General features: G+C 64.1%; 15 protein-coding genes. 8 read left to right on the top strand and 7 right to left on the bottom strand.

Annotated features, from left to right (window positions below; translation table 11 throughout):
- Positions 1–58: 58 nt before the first annotated feature.
- Complete coding sequence (locus ACH2DW_RS04735) at positions 59–811, top strand: VOC family protein (protein WP_394928566.1); 753 nt, start codon at positions 59–61, stop codon at positions 809–811.
- Positions 812–815: 4 nt separating this feature from the next.
- Here the strand turns inward: ACH2DW_RS04735 and ACH2DW_RS04730 are convergent, their stop codons facing one another.
- Positions 816–1577: an SDR family NAD(P)-dependent oxidoreductase gene (locus ACH2DW_RS04730; protein WP_394928565.1), complete on the bottom strand. Its 762-nt coding sequence runs from the start codon at positions 1575–1577 to the stop codon at positions 816–818.
- A 37-nt stretch (positions 1578–1614) separates the two neighbouring features.
- Complete coding sequence (locus tag ACH2DW_RS04725; RefSeq protein WP_394928564.1) at positions 1615–2874, bottom strand: acyl-CoA dehydrogenase family protein; 1260 nt, start codon at positions 2872–2874, stop codon at positions 1615–1617.
- 61 nt (positions 2875–2935) lie between these two features.
- Here ACH2DW_RS04725 and ACH2DW_RS04720 point away from each other — a divergent pair, with 61 nt between their 5' ends.
- On the top strand, positions 2936–3712 hold the full coding sequence (locus ACH2DW_RS04720; RefSeq protein ID WP_394928563.1) for an enoyl-CoA hydratase/isomerase family protein: 777 nt from the start codon (positions 2936–2938) through the stop codon (positions 3710–3712).
- On the opposite strand, the gene ACH2DW_RS04715 is transcribed toward ACH2DW_RS04720, so the two are convergent.
- From ACH2DW_RS04715 to ACH2DW_RS04695, 5 genes are read right to left on the bottom strand one after another with little or no spacing between them, the layout of a single operon-like run.
- Positions 3709–3990, bottom strand: coding sequence for a DUF1971 domain-containing protein (locus ACH2DW_RS04715; RefSeq protein ID WP_394928562.1), 282 nt, complete (start codon positions 3988–3990; stop codon positions 3709–3711). The genes ACH2DW_RS04720 and ACH2DW_RS04715 overlap by 4 nt on opposite strands.
- Before the next feature lie 4 nt (positions 3991–3994).
- The gene (locus tag ACH2DW_RS04710) at positions 3995–5920 is read right to left on the bottom strand and encodes an ABC transporter ATP-binding protein (RefSeq protein WP_394928561.1); all 1926 of its coding nucleotides are present in this window, start codon (positions 5918–5920) and stop codon (positions 3995–3997) included.
- Positions 5917–7653: an ABC transporter ATP-binding protein gene (locus ACH2DW_RS04705; protein ID WP_394928560.1), complete on the bottom strand. Its 1737-nt coding sequence runs from the start codon at positions 7651–7653 to the stop codon at positions 5917–5919. Before ACH2DW_RS04705 ends, ACH2DW_RS04710 begins: the two co-directional genes overlap by 4 nt.
- Before the next feature lie 44 nt (positions 7654–7697).
- A complete protein-coding gene (locus ACH2DW_RS04700) occupies positions 7698–9059 on the bottom strand; it encodes an FAD-dependent oxidoreductase (RefSeq protein ID WP_394928559.1) in 1362 nt (453 codons plus the stop codon).
- A 22-nt stretch (positions 9060–9081) separates the two neighbouring features.
- A complete protein-coding gene (locus ACH2DW_RS04695) occupies positions 9082–10050 on the bottom strand; it encodes an LLM class F420-dependent oxidoreductase (RefSeq protein WP_394928558.1) in 969 nt (322 codons plus the stop codon).
- 98 nt (positions 10051–10148) lie between these two features.
- Between ACH2DW_RS04695 and ACH2DW_RS04690 the strand changes: the two genes are divergently transcribed.
- From ACH2DW_RS04690 to ACH2DW_RS04665, 6 genes are read left to right on the top strand one after another with little or no spacing between them, the layout of a single operon-like run.
- Positions 10149–10721, top strand: coding sequence for a TetR family transcriptional regulator (locus ACH2DW_RS04690; RefSeq protein WP_394928557.1), 573 nt, complete (start codon positions 10149–10151; stop codon positions 10719–10721).
- Between the two features lie 31 nt (positions 10722–10752).
- Positions 10753–11586 carry an alpha/beta fold hydrolase gene (locus ACH2DW_RS04685; protein ID WP_394928556.1) on the top strand — a complete coding sequence of 278 codons (834 nt, stop codon included), beginning with the start codon at positions 10753–10755 and terminating at the stop codon, positions 11584–11586.
- Positions 11587–11640: 54 nt separating this feature from the next.
- Positions 11641–12702: an LLM class flavin-dependent oxidoreductase gene (locus tag ACH2DW_RS04680; RefSeq protein WP_394928555.1), complete on the top strand. Its 1062-nt coding sequence runs from the start codon at positions 11641–11643 to the stop codon at positions 12700–12702.
- Positions 12683–13459 carry a LamB/YcsF family protein gene (locus ACH2DW_RS04675; RefSeq protein ID WP_394928554.1) on the top strand — a complete coding sequence of 259 codons (777 nt, stop codon included), beginning with the start codon at positions 12683–12685 and terminating at the stop codon, positions 13457–13459. Before ACH2DW_RS04680 ends, ACH2DW_RS04675 begins: the two co-directional genes overlap by 20 nt.
- Positions 13456–14148 (top strand): allophanate hydrolase subunit 1, encoded by a 693-nt coding sequence (locus ACH2DW_RS04670; RefSeq protein ID WP_394928553.1) that lies wholly within the window; start codon positions 13456–13458, stop codon positions 14146–14148. The genes ACH2DW_RS04675 and ACH2DW_RS04670 overlap by 4 nt, the downstream gene beginning before the upstream one ends.
- Positions 14145–15167: a biotin-dependent carboxyltransferase family protein gene (locus ACH2DW_RS04665; RefSeq protein WP_394928552.1), complete on the top strand. Its 1023-nt coding sequence runs from the start codon at positions 14145–14147 to the stop codon at positions 15165–15167. Before ACH2DW_RS04670 ends, ACH2DW_RS04665 begins: the two co-directional genes overlap by 4 nt.
- Positions 15168–15193 lie beyond the last annotated feature (26 nt).

Here is a 15193-nt window from a genome sequence, read left to right as displayed (position 1 = left end):
AATCGGGGGTGCCTCAGCTCGCTCTGCACGACACCGTTTTGATGAAAGGCTCGAGGTTATGAGCACGACGGAATCCGCTTCGACACAACCACTGGTTGCACCGACGATCGAGGGTCCAATTCGCCCCGACCTCCGCCCGAAGGGTGTCAATCATCTGGCGATCTCGACCACTGACATGAAGGCGCAACTCACGTACTGGGCCGAGGTCCTGGGCTGCCCGACCAAAGCGTTGTATTGGATGCACGGCGTGGAGAACACCTTCCACGGCTTCGTCGAGTTGTCTGGCGAGTCCTACATCGCGTTCGTGCAACATCCCGGCAACTCGAGCAACATTGAGTACGGCGTGACCCACGCGGGCAATCCAGGCGCACCGGTCACTGGTGGCGCGACCCAGCACATCGCCATGCACGTCGACACGCTCGACGACGTTTTGGCGATGCGCGACCGGATCCGGTCGAACGACGTTCACGTGATGGGCCCCATTGATCACGGGATGATCAAGTCGATCTACTTCGCAGGTCCTGAAGGGCTCAGCCTTGAAGTGTGCTGCGGCTCAGACATTGACGAAAAGCAGTGGGTCGATCCAGAGGTGCAGGGCCTGTGCGGCATCTCCGCCGATGAACTCGCCAAGCTCACGAGTCCAGCTGGGGTCGCGGTGGGGGACGAACCCGTTCCGCAACCATCACTCGACTCGGCTGGTCCGCGTATGCACTACCCGGACAACATTTACGCCGCATTGATGACGATGTCTGATGCCGACATCTGGCACCGCGTCAGTGAGACCACGCCGCCGGTGCCGCTCCCCGAGTGAGGGGCTACTTCGGTGCGAATCGCGTCCCGGCGTCGAGACGGATGGTGTCGCCGTTGAGCATGGGGTTCTCGATCATCGCGATCGCCAGACGCGCGTACTCGTCAGGTCGTCCGAGGCGGCGTGGGAACGCAGCGTCCTTCGTGAGGTTCGCGGCGCGTTCCTCTGTCACCCCCGCGGTGAGGCCGGTCGCGAACAAGCTGGGCGCGATCGTGTTGACGCGGATGCCGATCGTGCCCAGGTCGCGCGCCATCGTCAGTGTCATCCCCGCTATGCCTGCCTTCGCAGCGGTGTAGGCGACCTGACCGACTTGGCCTTCGAACGCGGCGATCGACGAAGTGTTGATGAGTATGCCTCGCTCGTCATCGTCGTTTGGGTCGTTGTCAGCCATGTGGTCGGCGCAGAGCCGGTTGGTGTTGAACGTCCCAATCAGGTTCAGATCGATCACCGCTCGGAAGTCGTCGAGGTTGAAGGGGCCGTTGCGGCCCAGGGTGCGCCCTGCCTTGCCACCACCGGCGGTGTTGACCGCCACGTCGAGGCCGCCGAGCGCATCCACTGCCTCGTTGATGACCAGTTCGATGCCATCGAAGTCGAGTACGTCGGTTGGATGCCACGATCCGCTCAGTTCGGCTGCAACCTCGGCACCGGCTGACTGCTCTCGGTCGAGGATCGCGACCTTGCCGCCCCCGGCGGCGATGCGCTCTGCGGTGGCACGTGCGAACCCCGACGCGCCGCCGATGAGGATGGCCTTGAGTCCTTCGATCTCCATATGCTGTTCTCCTGTCTCGCTCTCAGTTGGTGTCGTGTCAACGGTTGACCTGGCGGAATGGCAGGCCTCGATCCGGCGCAGGTTCGCGCGGCAGGCCGAGCACGGTCTCGCCGAGGATGTTGTGTTGGATCTCGTCGGTGCCGCCTGCAATCGACTGGGCGGGAGTTGACACCAGTACCTCAGCAACCACTGCGTCGGTCGGGTCGCCAGTCTCGGTGAGCATCCCGTTGGCGCCGGAGATCATCGAGTGCACGCTGTTTGATCGACGCGCCGCCTCCGACAGCGCGAGCTTGCCGATCGAACCCTCCGAGCCCGGTGAGCGTCCCAGCTCGCGGCTGGCCCGAGCTCGCTTCGCGGTCCAGTCAGCGGCGCGGTGGAAGCTGATTGCCGCGGCCATCTCGTCGCGCAGCACCGGGTCGTCGCTCCTCCCGGTCGATTGCGCTCGCTCCACAACCAGATCGAGCCGGCCCTGTCGTTGCGGATACCAAACGTATGTCCGGTTGTACTCAGCAGCTTCGACGCGGGCCTCGTCAACCACGCGCCCTGATGCTTGGGCAGCGAACTTCGCCTCGCGACTTGTCGCATAGGAACGTTCGTGGGCCAGCGTGCCCCGCGCGACGGCCCACCCACCGCCGACCTCCCCCACGACGTGTGCGTGCGGGATACTCACATCGTTCAGAAAGACCTCGTTGAACGACGAGTACTCGTTCATTTGGCGAATCGGCCGGACGTCGACGCCCGGCTGATGCATGTTGAGGAGGAAGTACGTCAGGCCGCGATGCTTGGGCGCATCCCAGTCGGAGCGAGCGACGAGGATCCCCATGTCGGCGTGATCAGCGGAGGTATTCCAGACCTTCTGCCCGTTGACGATCCACTGGTCGCCGTCTCGGACGGCCGTCGCTTGAAGCCCGGCCAGGTCGGACCCTGCGCCTGGCTCGCTGAAGAGCTGGCACCAGGTCAGCGCACCGGTCAGTGTGTCGCGCAGGAATGAGGCCTTGAGCTCGTCGCTGGCGTGGTCGTACATCGTCGGTGCGGCCAACCCGAACCCTCCACCGAGTGGCACCGCGACCCCACCGGCGTCGCGGATCGCAGCATGGGCGGTCCGATCAGCCCACGCAGGCAGGCCGAGACCGAACCAATTGGTCGACCACGACGGAACCGCCCATCCGGCGTCGACGAGGCGCTCACGCCACTCGATCAGTGAGAGGTCCGGGTTCCATGCCTGCTCGAACCACGCGTGGACCGCCGCGCGCACCGACTCCTCGGTTGGGGTGTCCTGGTTGCTGCGTTCGCTCATGGTGATCGGCAACAAGTGTGATCGAATGGCGCCTGAGAATCAGCACCGGAGGGAGCAACGAATGACTGACATCCAACCACTCGTCATCATCGAGCGCGGCGTCGAGGGCGGCGACGCACATGTCGCGACGATTCGCCTGAACCGGCCGCCGAACAACTTCTTTTCGGTTGGCTTGATCGAAGCGATTGCCGAACTACTCGAAGCGCTCGATGACGACGACGCGGTGCGCGTCGTCGTGCTTGCGGCTGACGGCAAACACTTCTGTGCCGGCGCTGACTTCTCCGGGCAGCGGGAGGACACGACGGCCCAGCTGTACTCCGCTGCGGCTCGACTGTTCCGGACGCGCAAACCGATCGTCGCGGCGATCCAAGGCGCAGCGGTCGGTGGTGGCCTCGGCCTGGCACTTGCAGCCGACTTCCGCATCGGAACACCAGAAGCGCGGTTGAGTGCGAACTTCGCGCGGCTCGGATTTCATCACGGCTTCGGACTTTCGGTGACGCTGCCACGCCTCGTCGGTCAGCAGCGCGCGGCCGAACTGCTCTACACCGGTCGACGGCTCAACGGCGACGACGCCACAGCGATCGGGCTGCTCGATCGCCTTGTTCCACTCGCTGATCTTGAGGCCGAGGCGCAGGCGTTTGCCGGGGAGATTGCCGGGTCCGCTCCGCTCGCCGTTGAGTCGATCCGCGCCACGTTGCGCGCTGGCCTCGCCGACGAGATCGTGGCGGCAACGGACCATGAGATGGCAGAGCAAACACGCCTGCGCGCCACGGCCGATTTTGCCGAAGGCACCCGTGCGATGGGCGAGCGACGCGCACCCAACTTCGAGCGCCGCTAACGGTGGAACTCGACGGCGAAGCGGACCGGGCCGTCGATGACCACGTGGTGTCGCCGAGCGGGAGGGATCACCTGACGTTGTCCGGCCGTCACAGTGCGAACCTCGTCCAGTGTGTCCTCAAAGACGAAGCCGAGCGACCCTGACTCGACGATTAATCGGCCCCACACGCCGTCGGCAACAGCGTGCGCAGCGCGCAGCCCACGCGGTGTCGACGTTTCGTCGAACGTCGGGGTGGTCCGCTGGAGTTCGAGCCCGTCCGGCAATTGTTGAGCGGGCACGAGATCAGGTCGCCTGACCAGCGAACTGTGCGCCATGCAGGCGGGCGTAGGCGCCGCCCCTTCGGAGCAGTTCGCCGTGCGCGCCTTGCTCGACGATGTGTCCGTCTTCCATCACCAGGATCACGTCGGCGCCACGGATCGTCGACAGACGGTGCGCGATCACGAAGCTCGTTCGATCCTGACGCAGGGCATTCATCGCTTCCTGGATCAGGACCTCGGTGCGAGTGTCGACGGAGCTCGTCGCTTCGTCGAGGATGAGGATTGACGGGTTTGCCAGGAACGCACGAGCAATCGTGATGAGCTGCTTTTCGCCGATGCTGATGTTGTCGCCCTCGTCATTGATGACGGTGTCGTAGCCGTCGGGCAGTGTGCTCACGAATCGGTCCACGTAGGTGACACGAGCAGCTTCTTGGATCTGCTCCTCGGTGGCATGGGGGTTGCCGTAGGCGAGGTTTTCACGGATGGTGCCGCCGAAGAGCCACGTGTCCTGCAACACCATGCCGACCTTCGAGCGCAGCTCGGCGCGTGGGAATGAGGCGATGTCGCGTCCGTCGAGCGAGATCGCACCAGATTGAAGATCGTAGAACCGCATGATCAGGTTGACCAGCGTGGTTTTGCCGGCGCCGGTTGGCCCGACGATGGCGATGGTTTGCCCGGGTTCGACCGTGAGGTTGAGATTCTGGATCAGGGGTTGTTCAGGGAGGTAGGAGAAGTTGACGTCGTCGAACACGACGCGGCCGAGCACCGGTGGCGGGTCGACGGTGGCGACCTGTTCGACTGTCTGTTCGTCGGCGTCGAGGAGTTCGAGGACACGCTCCAAGGAGGCAATGCCTGACTGGAAGGTCGTCGCCATGGAAGCGATGCGTGTCAGCGGCTCAGAGAAGTTGCGGGCGTACTGAATCATTGCCTGCATGTCGCCAATGCTGATTGCGCCCGACGAGATGCGGAGGCCGCCGACGACGGCGATCAGGACGTACTGGATGTTGCCCATGAAGGTCATCGCTGGCTGGATCAAGCCCGACATGAACTGTGCGGCGAAGCTCGCTTCGTACAACTTGTCGTTGTCCTCTGCGAAGCGTTCCTCAACCTTGCGGTGCTGACCGAAGCTTTTGACGATCGCATGCCCGGTGAACACCTCTTCGGCTTGGCCGTTGACTGCGCCGGTGTGCCGCCACTGCTCGACGAACCGCGGCCCGGCCCGACCGCCGATCACCTTGATCAGCACGATCGAGAGTGGGACGGTGACCAATGCGATGGCAGCGAGCAGCGGCGAAATGAGGAACATCATCACGGTGACGCCGATCAGCGTCAGGAGTGAGGTGAGGATCTGGCTGACGGTCTGTTGCAGACTCTGCGCGAGGTTGTCGATGTCATTGGTGACCCGGCTGAGCAGGTCCCCGCGTGACTGCTTGTCGATGTAGGCGAGTGGGAGGCGGTTGAGCTTGGTTTCGACTGATTCGCGCAACGCAAACATGGAGCGTTGGACCACACCGGCGAGCATGAAGGCCTGGCCGTAAGCGAGCACGAAGGAGATGACGTAGAGACCGACGAGGAGCATCAGTTGCGAGTGCAGCCGATCGAAATCGATGCCATCGGCGGCGCCGCTGGAACCTGGAATGAGGCCGTCGACGATGATGTCGGTGGCTTCACCAAGGAGCCGAGGGCCGATGACCACAATCGTCACGCTGAGCACCGTGAGAACGCCGATGATCCAGAGGCGGAGGCGTTCGGCGCCGAGGATCTCGCCGAGCCGTTTCACCGTCGGGCCGAAGTTGGCCGTCTTCTCCGCCGGCATGCCAGCAGAACCGCCGGGCCCGAAGCTTGATCGCCGAGCTTCAGCACCGGTCGTGGTCAAGATGTCGCGCTCGTCGTCACCGCCGGGCACATCCGCGGTCCGATCGATCTCGTCGGGGGTCGTGTCGTCGCTCATCCGACTGCCTCGGCTTCGAACTGCGAGTCGACGATCTCGGCGTAGGTCGGGCAGCTGTCGATGAGTGCGACGTGACGGCCCCGACCGACGATGCGGCCGTGTTCGATCACGATGATTTGGTCGGCGTCAGCAATGGTCGACACGCGCTGCGCCACGATCAGCACCCCAGCGTCGCGGACATGGGGCTGAAGGGCGAGGCGGAGTCGAGCGTCGGTGGCGAGGTCGAGCGCGGAGAACGAGTCATCGAAGATGTAGATGTCCGGGCGCATGACCAGTGCTCGAGCGATCGAAAGGCGCTGGCGCTGTCCGCCCGACACGTTGGTGCCGCCTTGGGTGATGGGGCTTTCGAGTCCCTGTGGCATCGATTGGACGAAGCCCGCGCCCTGGGCGACTTCCAGCGCCTGCCACAACTCTTCTTCGGTTGCGTCTGGTCGGCCGAACCGGAGATTCGATGCGACCGTGCCCGAGAACAAGTACGGCTTCTGCGGCACGTAGCCGATTGACCCCCAGAGGAGATCCGGGTCGAGTTGACGAACGTCGACACCGTTGACTGAAACCGAACCCTCGGTTACGTCAAACAACCGTGGCACCAGGTCGACGATGGTTGACTTGCCGGAGCCCGTACTGCCGATGATGGCCGTGGTGCGCCCGGGGGTGATCCGGAATGAGATGTCAGACAAGACCGGGCTGGTCGCCCCCGGGTACGTGAAGCCGACCCCGTCGAAGTCGACCGTTCCGCGCTCGGTCAGTGTGGTGATCGGCGACGTTGGGGGAACGACGGATGAGTCGGTGTCGAGCACCTCGGCAATGCGCTCGGCGGCAACTGCGGCACGGGGAATCATCGACACCATGAAGGTGAGCATCACGACGGCGATCAGCACCTGGACGAGGTAGCTGAGATAGGCGACGACTGAGCCGAGTTCCATCTCGCCTGCGTTGATGCGATCTGCGCCGAGCCACAACACGGCGACGCTTGACATGCTGATGAAGAGGGTGACGGTCGGGAACATCAGGGACATCAAGCGACCGGCGCGCAGTGACGTCGCCGTCAGGTCATCGTTGGCCTCGGCGAAGCGGGCGACCTCTTCGGGCTCGCGGACGAACGCACGCACCACGCGAATCCCGGTGATCTGTTCGCGTAGTACAGCGTTCACGCGGTCGACCTTGAGTTGCATCACCTGGAAGGTGGGCACCATGCGGCTGATGATGATGCCGAGCACGACGATCAGGATCGGGATGGCGACGAGCATGATGACCGACAGTCCAACGTCCTCGCGGATGGCGAAGACGATCCCGAACACCATGGTGATCGGGGCGGCGATCATCATCGTGCAGGCGAGCACGACCAGCATCTGCACCTGCTGAACGTCGTTGGTGACACGCGTGATCAGCGATGGCGCCCCGAACTGGCCGACCTCTCGAGCCGAATAGCTGTTGACCTGCTGAAAGATGTCGCGCCGCAGGTCGCGCCCGAAGCTCATCGCCGCTTGCGCTCCGAACCAGACGGCAGCGATGACGAAGACGATCTGGACGAAACTGAATCCGAGCATCACGGCACCGGTTCGCCAGATGTAGCCGTTGTCGCCTTGCAGAACTCCGTTGTCGATGATGTCGGCGTTCAACGTCGGCAACGTGAGTGCCGCGGCGGTCTGAATCGCCTGCAGCACCAGGACCAGTGTCAGCAACCGCTTGTATGGCCCGAGATGGGTTCGGAGCAGACGTCGCAATTGCACGAAGAATGACCGTATCGGCTGAGGGCGCGTAGATCCGAGAACGATCAGTGGATACGGACGCCTTGGCGGACCAGTTCTGCTTGCACGACAGCGACGTCGACATCGGCGACGTCTCGGCCTTGTTGGATCGAGACCGCCGCTGCGACCCCGGCACCTTGCCCGCTGACGGTGCAACACATCATGTTACGAACGGCGGCATGGCTGATCTTGTCGCCGCCGATGCTCCGCCCGGCGACGAGCAGGTGCTGGATGTTCTTGGGAAGCAGTGCCCGATACGGCACCTGAAAGTACCGCCCGGTCGTCGGCAGGATCAGCACGCCGTAGCCGTCGATGAACTCGGGGAAGATCCCGATCGAATCCTCGAACCGGCCCTGCTCGCGCACGTCCTGTTCGGTCATGTTGTAGACCGCGTCGATCTTGCGGGTCTCGCGAATGCCGACGCTCATGCCGAAGTTACGGATCTTGGCGTTCTCGCAGCCGGGTGTGAATCGACGGAGCGCTTCGGCCGCCATTACTGCCTGTCGCCGCCCCTCGATCTCTGCAGCCGTGAGTGACTCGACGTCGGTGCCGTCCACCTCATCGAGGTGCACCAGGTTGAGGTAGGTGAGGTCACCCTGATCGCTGATGGCTCCCCATGTCCCGCCGATCGTCGTGAGATCGCGCGGAATGATGCCGGCATCGATCGCCTGTGTGAACGGGGCGCGCAGGAACGGCGAGAACATCTCGTCTTCTTTGCCCGTCGTCTCGACCGTCCAGGCACCGTCAGACCAGTCCGCGTAGGTCTGGGGGTCCGCAGCCACGCCGGCCAGGAACGTCTGCTTGTCGACACCGCTGAGGTGAAACATCACCGATGCGGCCAGTAACTCCTCGGGATCCGCCTGCCGGGTTGGTGCACCTGCCCGGGCAGCAACGTCGGCGTCCCCGCTCGCGTCGATGATCCGTTGACCGAGGACGGCCTGGCGCCCTGACTTGCTCTCGACGATGACGCCCCGCAGGAGGCTTCCGTCGAGGATCGGCGCCACGACCGAGCAGTGCAGCAGGGGCTGGATGCCGCACTCCTGCACGAGTACATCGGCGACGTACTTGAACAGTTCGCCGTCGAGTGCGTGGCTGTCGGACTGCGGTTCGGATTGGGCCGCTCCCATCGCCAGCGCCCGCTGTTCGAACTCGATGCCGATGCCCTCGGTGTCGATGGTCTCTGCGTGTCGGTACCACGCGAACCCTTCGACCCCGACGGCGGTGATGTTGCCGCCGAAGCACCCGTGCCGTTCGATAAGTACGACGGACGCTCCGGCACGCGCGGCACCAATCGCAGCAGCCAATCCGCCTGGTCCGCTGCCGATCACGACCACGTCAGCCGAGGCCAACACCGGCGTCTCGCGAGCGGGTTCGGCGACGTACTCCATCGGCTGGCGATGTTAGATCGGTTCAGTCACCGATGGCGGCGTTGGCGACTTCGCCGAGCAGACCGATGCGATCGGTCTTGTGTCCGTTGCCGGGCAGGTTGATGGTCATACCGTCGATTCCGGTGGCCATACAGGCTTGCAGACGCTCGCCCACGGTGTCGGCGTCGCCGTAGATGAGGATGCCCTTGACCATCTCCATCACTTCGTCGTTCCATCCCTTGACCGCTGCGACCTCGCGGAGGTCCTGCTCGGCTTCTTCCATCGTCGGCGCGATGAACACCATTTGCAGCTTGGTCACCTTGACCTCGGAGCGGTCGCGGCCGAGGCGCTCGCAATGTGCTGCGAGTGCGTCAAGCTTGCGCGGGATCTCGTCGATCCCGCCGCTGGCGAGGTTTGACTCGTCGGCGTACTGGGCCACCATTCGCAACGTCTTCTTCTCGCCCGAACCGCCGATCATGATCGGCACCCGAGAAATCGGTGGTGGGGAGTTGACCGCATCGGTGACCTGGTAGTGCTTGCCATCGAGCGACACCGTCTCGCCCCGCAACATCGGGATGATGATCTGCAACGCTTCTTCCATCTTCTCGAAGCGGTCGGTGAAGGTGCCGAACTCGTAGCCGAGTGAGTTGTGCTCGAGTTCGAACCAACCAGCGCCAATGCCGAGCGTTGCCCGCCCACCCGACACGTGGTCGAGAGCCGTGATGGTCTTGGCGAGCAGCGTGGGGTGACGGTAGGTGTTGCCGGTGACCAGTGCTGACAGTCGAACCGATGTCGTGTGTTGCGCGAGTGCCGAGAGCAGGGTGTAGCACTCGAACATGGGCTCGCTCGGGGCACCGATGCCTGGCAGTTGGTAGAAGTGGTCCATCACGAAGACACGGTCGAAGCCTGCTGCCTCGGCTGCTTGGGCCTGCGCGATCACGTTGGCGAACGTGTCGGCGCTGTCGACGCCGGGATAGGTGAAGTTGGGAATCTGGTAGCCGAGTCGTGTCATGAGGTGCTCCTGCGTGAGTGAAGGTGTGCTGACATATTGTTCAGAATGTGTCAGAGACGCAGGCTGACACATTCGCACAAATGTGTCAAGCTGTGGACATGGTGACCCAACCCGACGATGCGAAGCGGTCCGTGATCCACGCAGCCGCGATCAGCGAGTTCTCGGCGCGTGGCTTCAACCGGACCTCGATGTCGAACATTGCGGGCGCTGCGGGCATGTCGCGACCGGCCCTCTATCAGTACTTCAGGAACAAGGGCGACATCTTTGGGTCCGCGTTCGTCGCACTCCTCGACGCGTCCGCAGATGCTGCGCTCGCCGAACTCGAGCGCGATGCACCAATCGCTGATCGGCTCGATGGCTTTCTGCAGCGCTTCGAGGGTGACCTGTGGGAGACGATGTCGGCATCGCCCCATGCCGACGAGATCATGAGCGCGAAGACCGAGCACGCAACTATCGGTGCGCTCGCCGTCATCGCCCGGCTTCAGGCGGGCCTGACAACGTTCCTTGAGGCGGAGTCGAATGTCGACGTGGCAACACGCGAGTCGTGGATCGAACTCGCGCGCCTGTCGCCACGCGGCTTCAAGCTCGACGAACCGACCGTCGATGTCTACCGTCGCCGCCTCACCGCACTTGCCCGCAGCCTCGCGGCAGACATCGGCACCGCCCGATGAACGTCGGTCTGGCGTCAGGGTGGTACTCGCGGTGATCTCCGAGCCGAGCGAGGTCATGGCCGACTGGCAGGAGTGTGATGTCGACGCAGACGGCGTGGCCATTCACGTTTACCGAGCTGGGCGACCCGACCGGCCACCGTTGGTTCTGGCACATGGGTTGAGCGACAGCGGCCGGTGCTGGTGGCGAGTCGCTCAAGCGCTCGAAAACGACTTTGACGTCGTGATGATCGACGCCCGGAATCACGGCCAGTCTGAAACGGCTCCCGGTGAGGGGCCCCCGCCCACTGCCGATGTTGCGGCGGTCGTCGAACAACTCGGCCTCGACCGACCGGCGTTGATCGGCCATTCGGTCGGAGCCCGAACCGTTGCGGACTTTGCGGCCGGCCACCCTGGAGTGGTGAGCCGACTCGTGCTCATCGATCCGCCGTGGACCGCCAGCCAGGAATCTGATGGTGGGATCTCTGACTCGAGACGCGAGGCAGTGCGCAGCTGGCTCGTGTCCTGTTCGTCCGCCACCACGACCGAACTCCGGGCTCTTGCCCATGAGCAGCACCCGACATGGCCGTCCGAGGAGTATCCGACGTGGATCGAGTCGAACCAGCAGGTGCGACCGGAGGCAGCCGACACGATGGTCGGCAGCGGATGGGGTGAGACCGTTGCTGCGATCGACTGCCCGTCTCTGCTGGTTCATGGTGATGCTGACAGCGGCGGCATGGTGACCGACGACGTTGCTCGACGTGTCACCGCGATGAACTCAGCCATCACCGCGATGCGCATTGCCGGCGCGGGCCACAACATTCACCGCGAGCAGTTCGATCGCTTCATGGAAGCCACCCGCAACTTTCTCGGCCGTCCAATTTCGTGAGCCGGTGAGGCCAGCCCAGGCGACGCGCGAGCGCGGGACGAGTATTGTGATCACATGCGGTTGGGGGTGTACGGGATGCCGGTGGACCGCGAGGGGCTCGACTATGTGGTCGAGGCCGAGCGGCTTGGGGTTGACTCGGTCTGGGTCCCCGAGTTCTGGGGATACGACGCGCTCACCGGTCTAGGCGCGATCGCGGCGCTGACCGACACGATCAAGCTCGGCACTGCCATCGTGCAACTGGACACGCGCACCCCGGCGATGCTGGCGATGTCGGCGATGAGCCTCCAGCAGCTCTCGGGCGGCCGGTTCTTACTCGGCGTCGGTGCGAGCGGCCCGCAGGTCATGGAGGGCTGGCACGGGGTGCCCTTTGCCAAGCCCGTCCGTCGTACGCGCGAGACGATCGAGATCATCCGGATGATCACCGCGGGCGAACGCCTGGTCTACGACGGTGAGATGTACCAGCTGCCGCTGCCCGGGGGCGAAGGGAAGGCGCTGCGTGCTGCCGCACCGCCTGTCCACGTGCCGGTGTACATCGCCTCGCTTGGTCCGGCGAACCTCCGTCTCACCGGTGCCGTTGCCGACGGCTGGATCGGCAACTCATTTTTCTGTGAGACCGCCGACGTGTTCTTCGATGAGATCCGCGTCGGCGCCGAGTCGGTTGGCAAGACACTCGGCGACATCGACCTGACGGTGTCGGTCAGTTGCGAGATCACCGATGACGTCGAAGAAGCCGGTCGACGCCATGCCTCGGGCTTCGCCTTCACGTTCGGCGCGATGGGATCGGCGACATCGAACTTCTACAACGAGGCCTTCGCACGGCAGGGCTTCGGCGACGAGGTTGCCGAGGTGCAGCGACTCTGGCTTGATGGTGACCGCGCTGCCGCTGCTGCCCGCGTGCCTGCGGAGATCGGACTCCGCACGAATTTGATTGGACCAGTCGAAGAGATTCGCCGTCGGCTTCGGGAGTATCGCGATTGCGGGGTCAACAGCTTGCGGGTCGGGCCGATGGGCGACACCCTTGATCAACGTCTTGCTGGCTTGGGTCAGCTGCAGGATCTCGTTTCCGAGCTCAACGCGACAGATACCGTGCCAGGTGATGACCGATCGATCGATTGATCTCAATGCTGACCTCGGTGAGGCCTCTGAGTCGGGGACGAAAGGCGACGACGACGCGATGCTGTCGCTCGTGTCGAGCGCCAACGTGGCGTGCGGCGGTCACGCTGGCGATCCCGAAACGATGTTTCGTGCACTGTCGATCGCATCGGAACGAGGTGTCGTCGTCGGAGCCCACCCGGGCTACGCCGACCGCGAGGGGTTCGGTCGACGCGTCATTCCAATGAGTCATGCCGAAGTCGGGCGGATGATCGCAGCTCAGATTGGCGCGTTGCAGGCCGTCGCCAGGCTGGTACCGATCGAGGTGCGCTACGTGAAGATCCATGGCGCCCTCTCGAATCTCGCAGCTCGCGACGCCGACGTGGCCGCCGCCGTCGTCGATGCTGTGCAGCGAGTCAGCGGGGAACTTGCGATCCTTGCGATCTCGGGGACCGAAATCGAGCGCGTCGCCCGGGCTGCGGGCGCGCCGGTCTTTTCGGAGATTTTCGCTGACCGCGGCTACCAGCCGAACGGACAACTCGTGCCGCGCGATCGGCTCGGAGCCATGATTCACGACCCACGTGAAGCAACCGACCGATTGCTCGGCTTCTTGGAAACCGGCCTGATGCCTGTTGTCGGCGGCGAACCGATCGAGCTTGCTGCGCACTCGATCTGCGTGCACGGCGACAGCGACGGAGCGGTCGCGATGGCTCGGATGATCAGAGATGGACTCGGTACGGCGGGGATACAGCCCGCTGGCTTCGTCGATGCGACGTCGTGAGCTCAGCGCTCAACACACCGCGGTACACGGCGGTTGGTGATTGCGGTGTGCTCGTCGAATTTGCCGCCGAGGTCAGTGACATCGCAAATGATGCGGTGATTGCACTGGATCATGTGATCCGCTCGGCGCAACTGACCGGAGTCACCGAGCTGGTGCCTGCATTCGTGAACCTGCTTGTCGTGTTCGACCCGCTTGTCACTGACCATCAGTTGATCGAAGCGGAGTTGCGTTCGGTGATGCACTTGAGCCACGTTGCGGCGGAGGGTCGGCATCACATCGTGCCTGTGTGTTACGAGGAGCAATTTGCTCCGGATCTGGCAGTGGTCGCGGCAGCGTCAGGCCTGAGCGTGGAGGCGGTGATCGACGCGCATCTCGGCGGAGAATTCCGCGTGGCGATGTACGGCTTTGCACCGGGTTACGCCTACATGTCGGGGACGCCCGGGGTGATCCACGTGCCGCGCAAACCCGCTCCGGTGCGCGGCGTCGCCGCCGACAGCGTGATCATTGCTGGTCCGCAATGTCTGATCACGACGATCGAGATGCCGACCGGATGGTCGGTCATCGGGCGGTCGGCGACGCAGGTGTTGCGACCGGCCGAGGCCGACCCGTTTTTGTTTGATGTCGGAGATCGGGTCAGTTTCTCCCGGGTTGACCTCGCGTCGTTTGCCCGTCTCGTGGAGGAGCAATGAGCCAGACAGCTCAGTTGCATGTGTCGTTCGCGGGTCCGTTGGTGACCTTCCAAGATGGCGGGCGATTTGGCAGCCTCCGGTTTGGTGTCCCAGCGTCGGGTCCGATGGATCGGCTGGCGCATGCGGCGGCCAACAGAGCGATCGGCAACGGCGCGCAAGCCACGACCATCGAAGTGTCGCGAGGGGGCATCGACCTCGACTGCGTCACCGGAAGCGTCACGTTGGGTATCGCCGGTGGAGACTGCGTCGTCGACCATCGAGGCAGCATCGAATCGGGGTGGACCGTGATCACGATGCGCCCGGGCGAGCGGGTCAGCGTGCGTGCCGGTGAGTGGGGCAGTTGGTCGTACGTGGCGATTGCCGGAGGACCCGTCGTGTCTCGATGGCTGGGTCACTCCGCCACGCACTCGATGTCGGGCCTTGGAGGCGGAGCGCTGGTGGTCGGCGAGAAGATCGACATCGCAGCCGCCCGCGTCGAGTCGGTCAGGGACGGTGAGATCCCCGTCCCTGACTTCGCCCGATCGACAGGTCGGGTACGGGTTGTGATGGGCCCTCAAGATCACCACTTCGAAGACGAGGCGATCGTTGCATTTCGCGAATCGCCCTATCGCGTGACCGACGCGTTCGATCGGATGGGCGTCCGGCTGGCGGGCGCGCCGCTGCCGCTCCGCGAGGTGTTGTCGATCCCGTCCGAGCCGATCGTTCGAGGGTCGATCCAGGTGGCTGGCGATGGCGTTGCAACGGTGCTGCTCGCCGATCATCAGACAACGGGCGGCTACCCGAAGATTGCGACCGTCGTCTCAGCGGACCTCGACGCGTTTACGCAACTCCGTACCGGCGATGTCGTTGAGTTCGAACCGGTTGAAGCCGCGGAGGCCGTCAGCATCGCGCGGCATCGTGCCGCTCAGATCGAGGAGTATCTCGGCACGGTGGTCAGCCCGGGCCGCACGATGACGCATCGTCTCCGCGCTGAGAATCTGATCAGCGGTGCAGTCGCCGATCATGGCTCGCTGGACTGACCTGACGCCGGCTCGCCCAGCCCTCT

This window comes from uncultured Ilumatobacter sp., from assembly GCF_963980585.1.
GTDB lineage: Bacteria > Actinomycetota > Acidimicrobiia > Acidimicrobiales > Ilumatobacteraceae > Ilumatobacter_A.
The sequence above is the reverse complement of the archived record's forward strand: the minus strand, read 5'-3'. Positions and strand labels throughout refer to the sequence as shown.

Bases quoted from the DNA above. Each gene is read 5' to 3' on its own strand.
- ACH2DW_RS04720 (WP_394928563.1), top strand. From the start codon at position 2,936: ATGACTGACATCCAACCACTCGTCATCATCGAGCGCGGCGTCGAGGGC.
- ACH2DW_RS04700 (WP_394928559.1), bottom strand. From the start codon at position 9,059: ATGGAGTACGTCGCCGAACCCGCTCGCGAGACGCCGGTGTTGGCCTCG.
- ACH2DW_RS04710 (WP_394928561.1), bottom strand. From the start codon at position 5,920: ATGAGCGACGACACGACCCCCGACGAGATCGATCGGACCGCGGATGTG.
- ACH2DW_RS04735 (WP_394928566.1), top strand. From the start codon at position 59: ATGAGCACGACGGAATCCGCTTCGACACAACCACTGGTTGCACCGACG.
- ACH2DW_RS04665 (WP_394928552.1), top strand. From the start codon at position 14,145: ATGAGCCAGACAGCTCAGTTGCATGTGTCGTTCGCGGGTCCGTTGGTG.
- ACH2DW_RS04690 (WP_394928557.1), top strand. From the start codon at position 10,149: ATGGTGACCCAACCCGACGATGCGAAGCGGTCCGTGATCCACGCAGCC.
- ACH2DW_RS04730 (WP_394928565.1), bottom strand. From the start codon at position 1,577: ATGGAGATCGAAGGACTCAAGGCCATCCTCATCGGCGGCGCGTCGGGG.
- ACH2DW_RS04695 (WP_394928558.1), bottom strand. From the start codon at position 10,050: ATGACACGACTCGGCTACCAGATTCCCAACTTCACCTATCCCGGCGTC.
- ACH2DW_RS04680 (WP_394928555.1), top strand. From the start codon at position 11,641: ATGCGGTTGGGGGTGTACGGGATGCCGGTGGACCGCGAGGGGCTCGAC.
- ACH2DW_RS04725 (WP_394928564.1), bottom strand. From the start codon at position 2,874: ATGAGCGAACGCAGCAACCAGGACACCCCAACCGAGGAGTCGGTGCGC.
- ACH2DW_RS04675 (WP_394928554.1), top strand. From the start codon at position 12,683: ATGACCGATCGATCGATTGATCTCAATGCTGACCTCGGTGAGGCCTCT.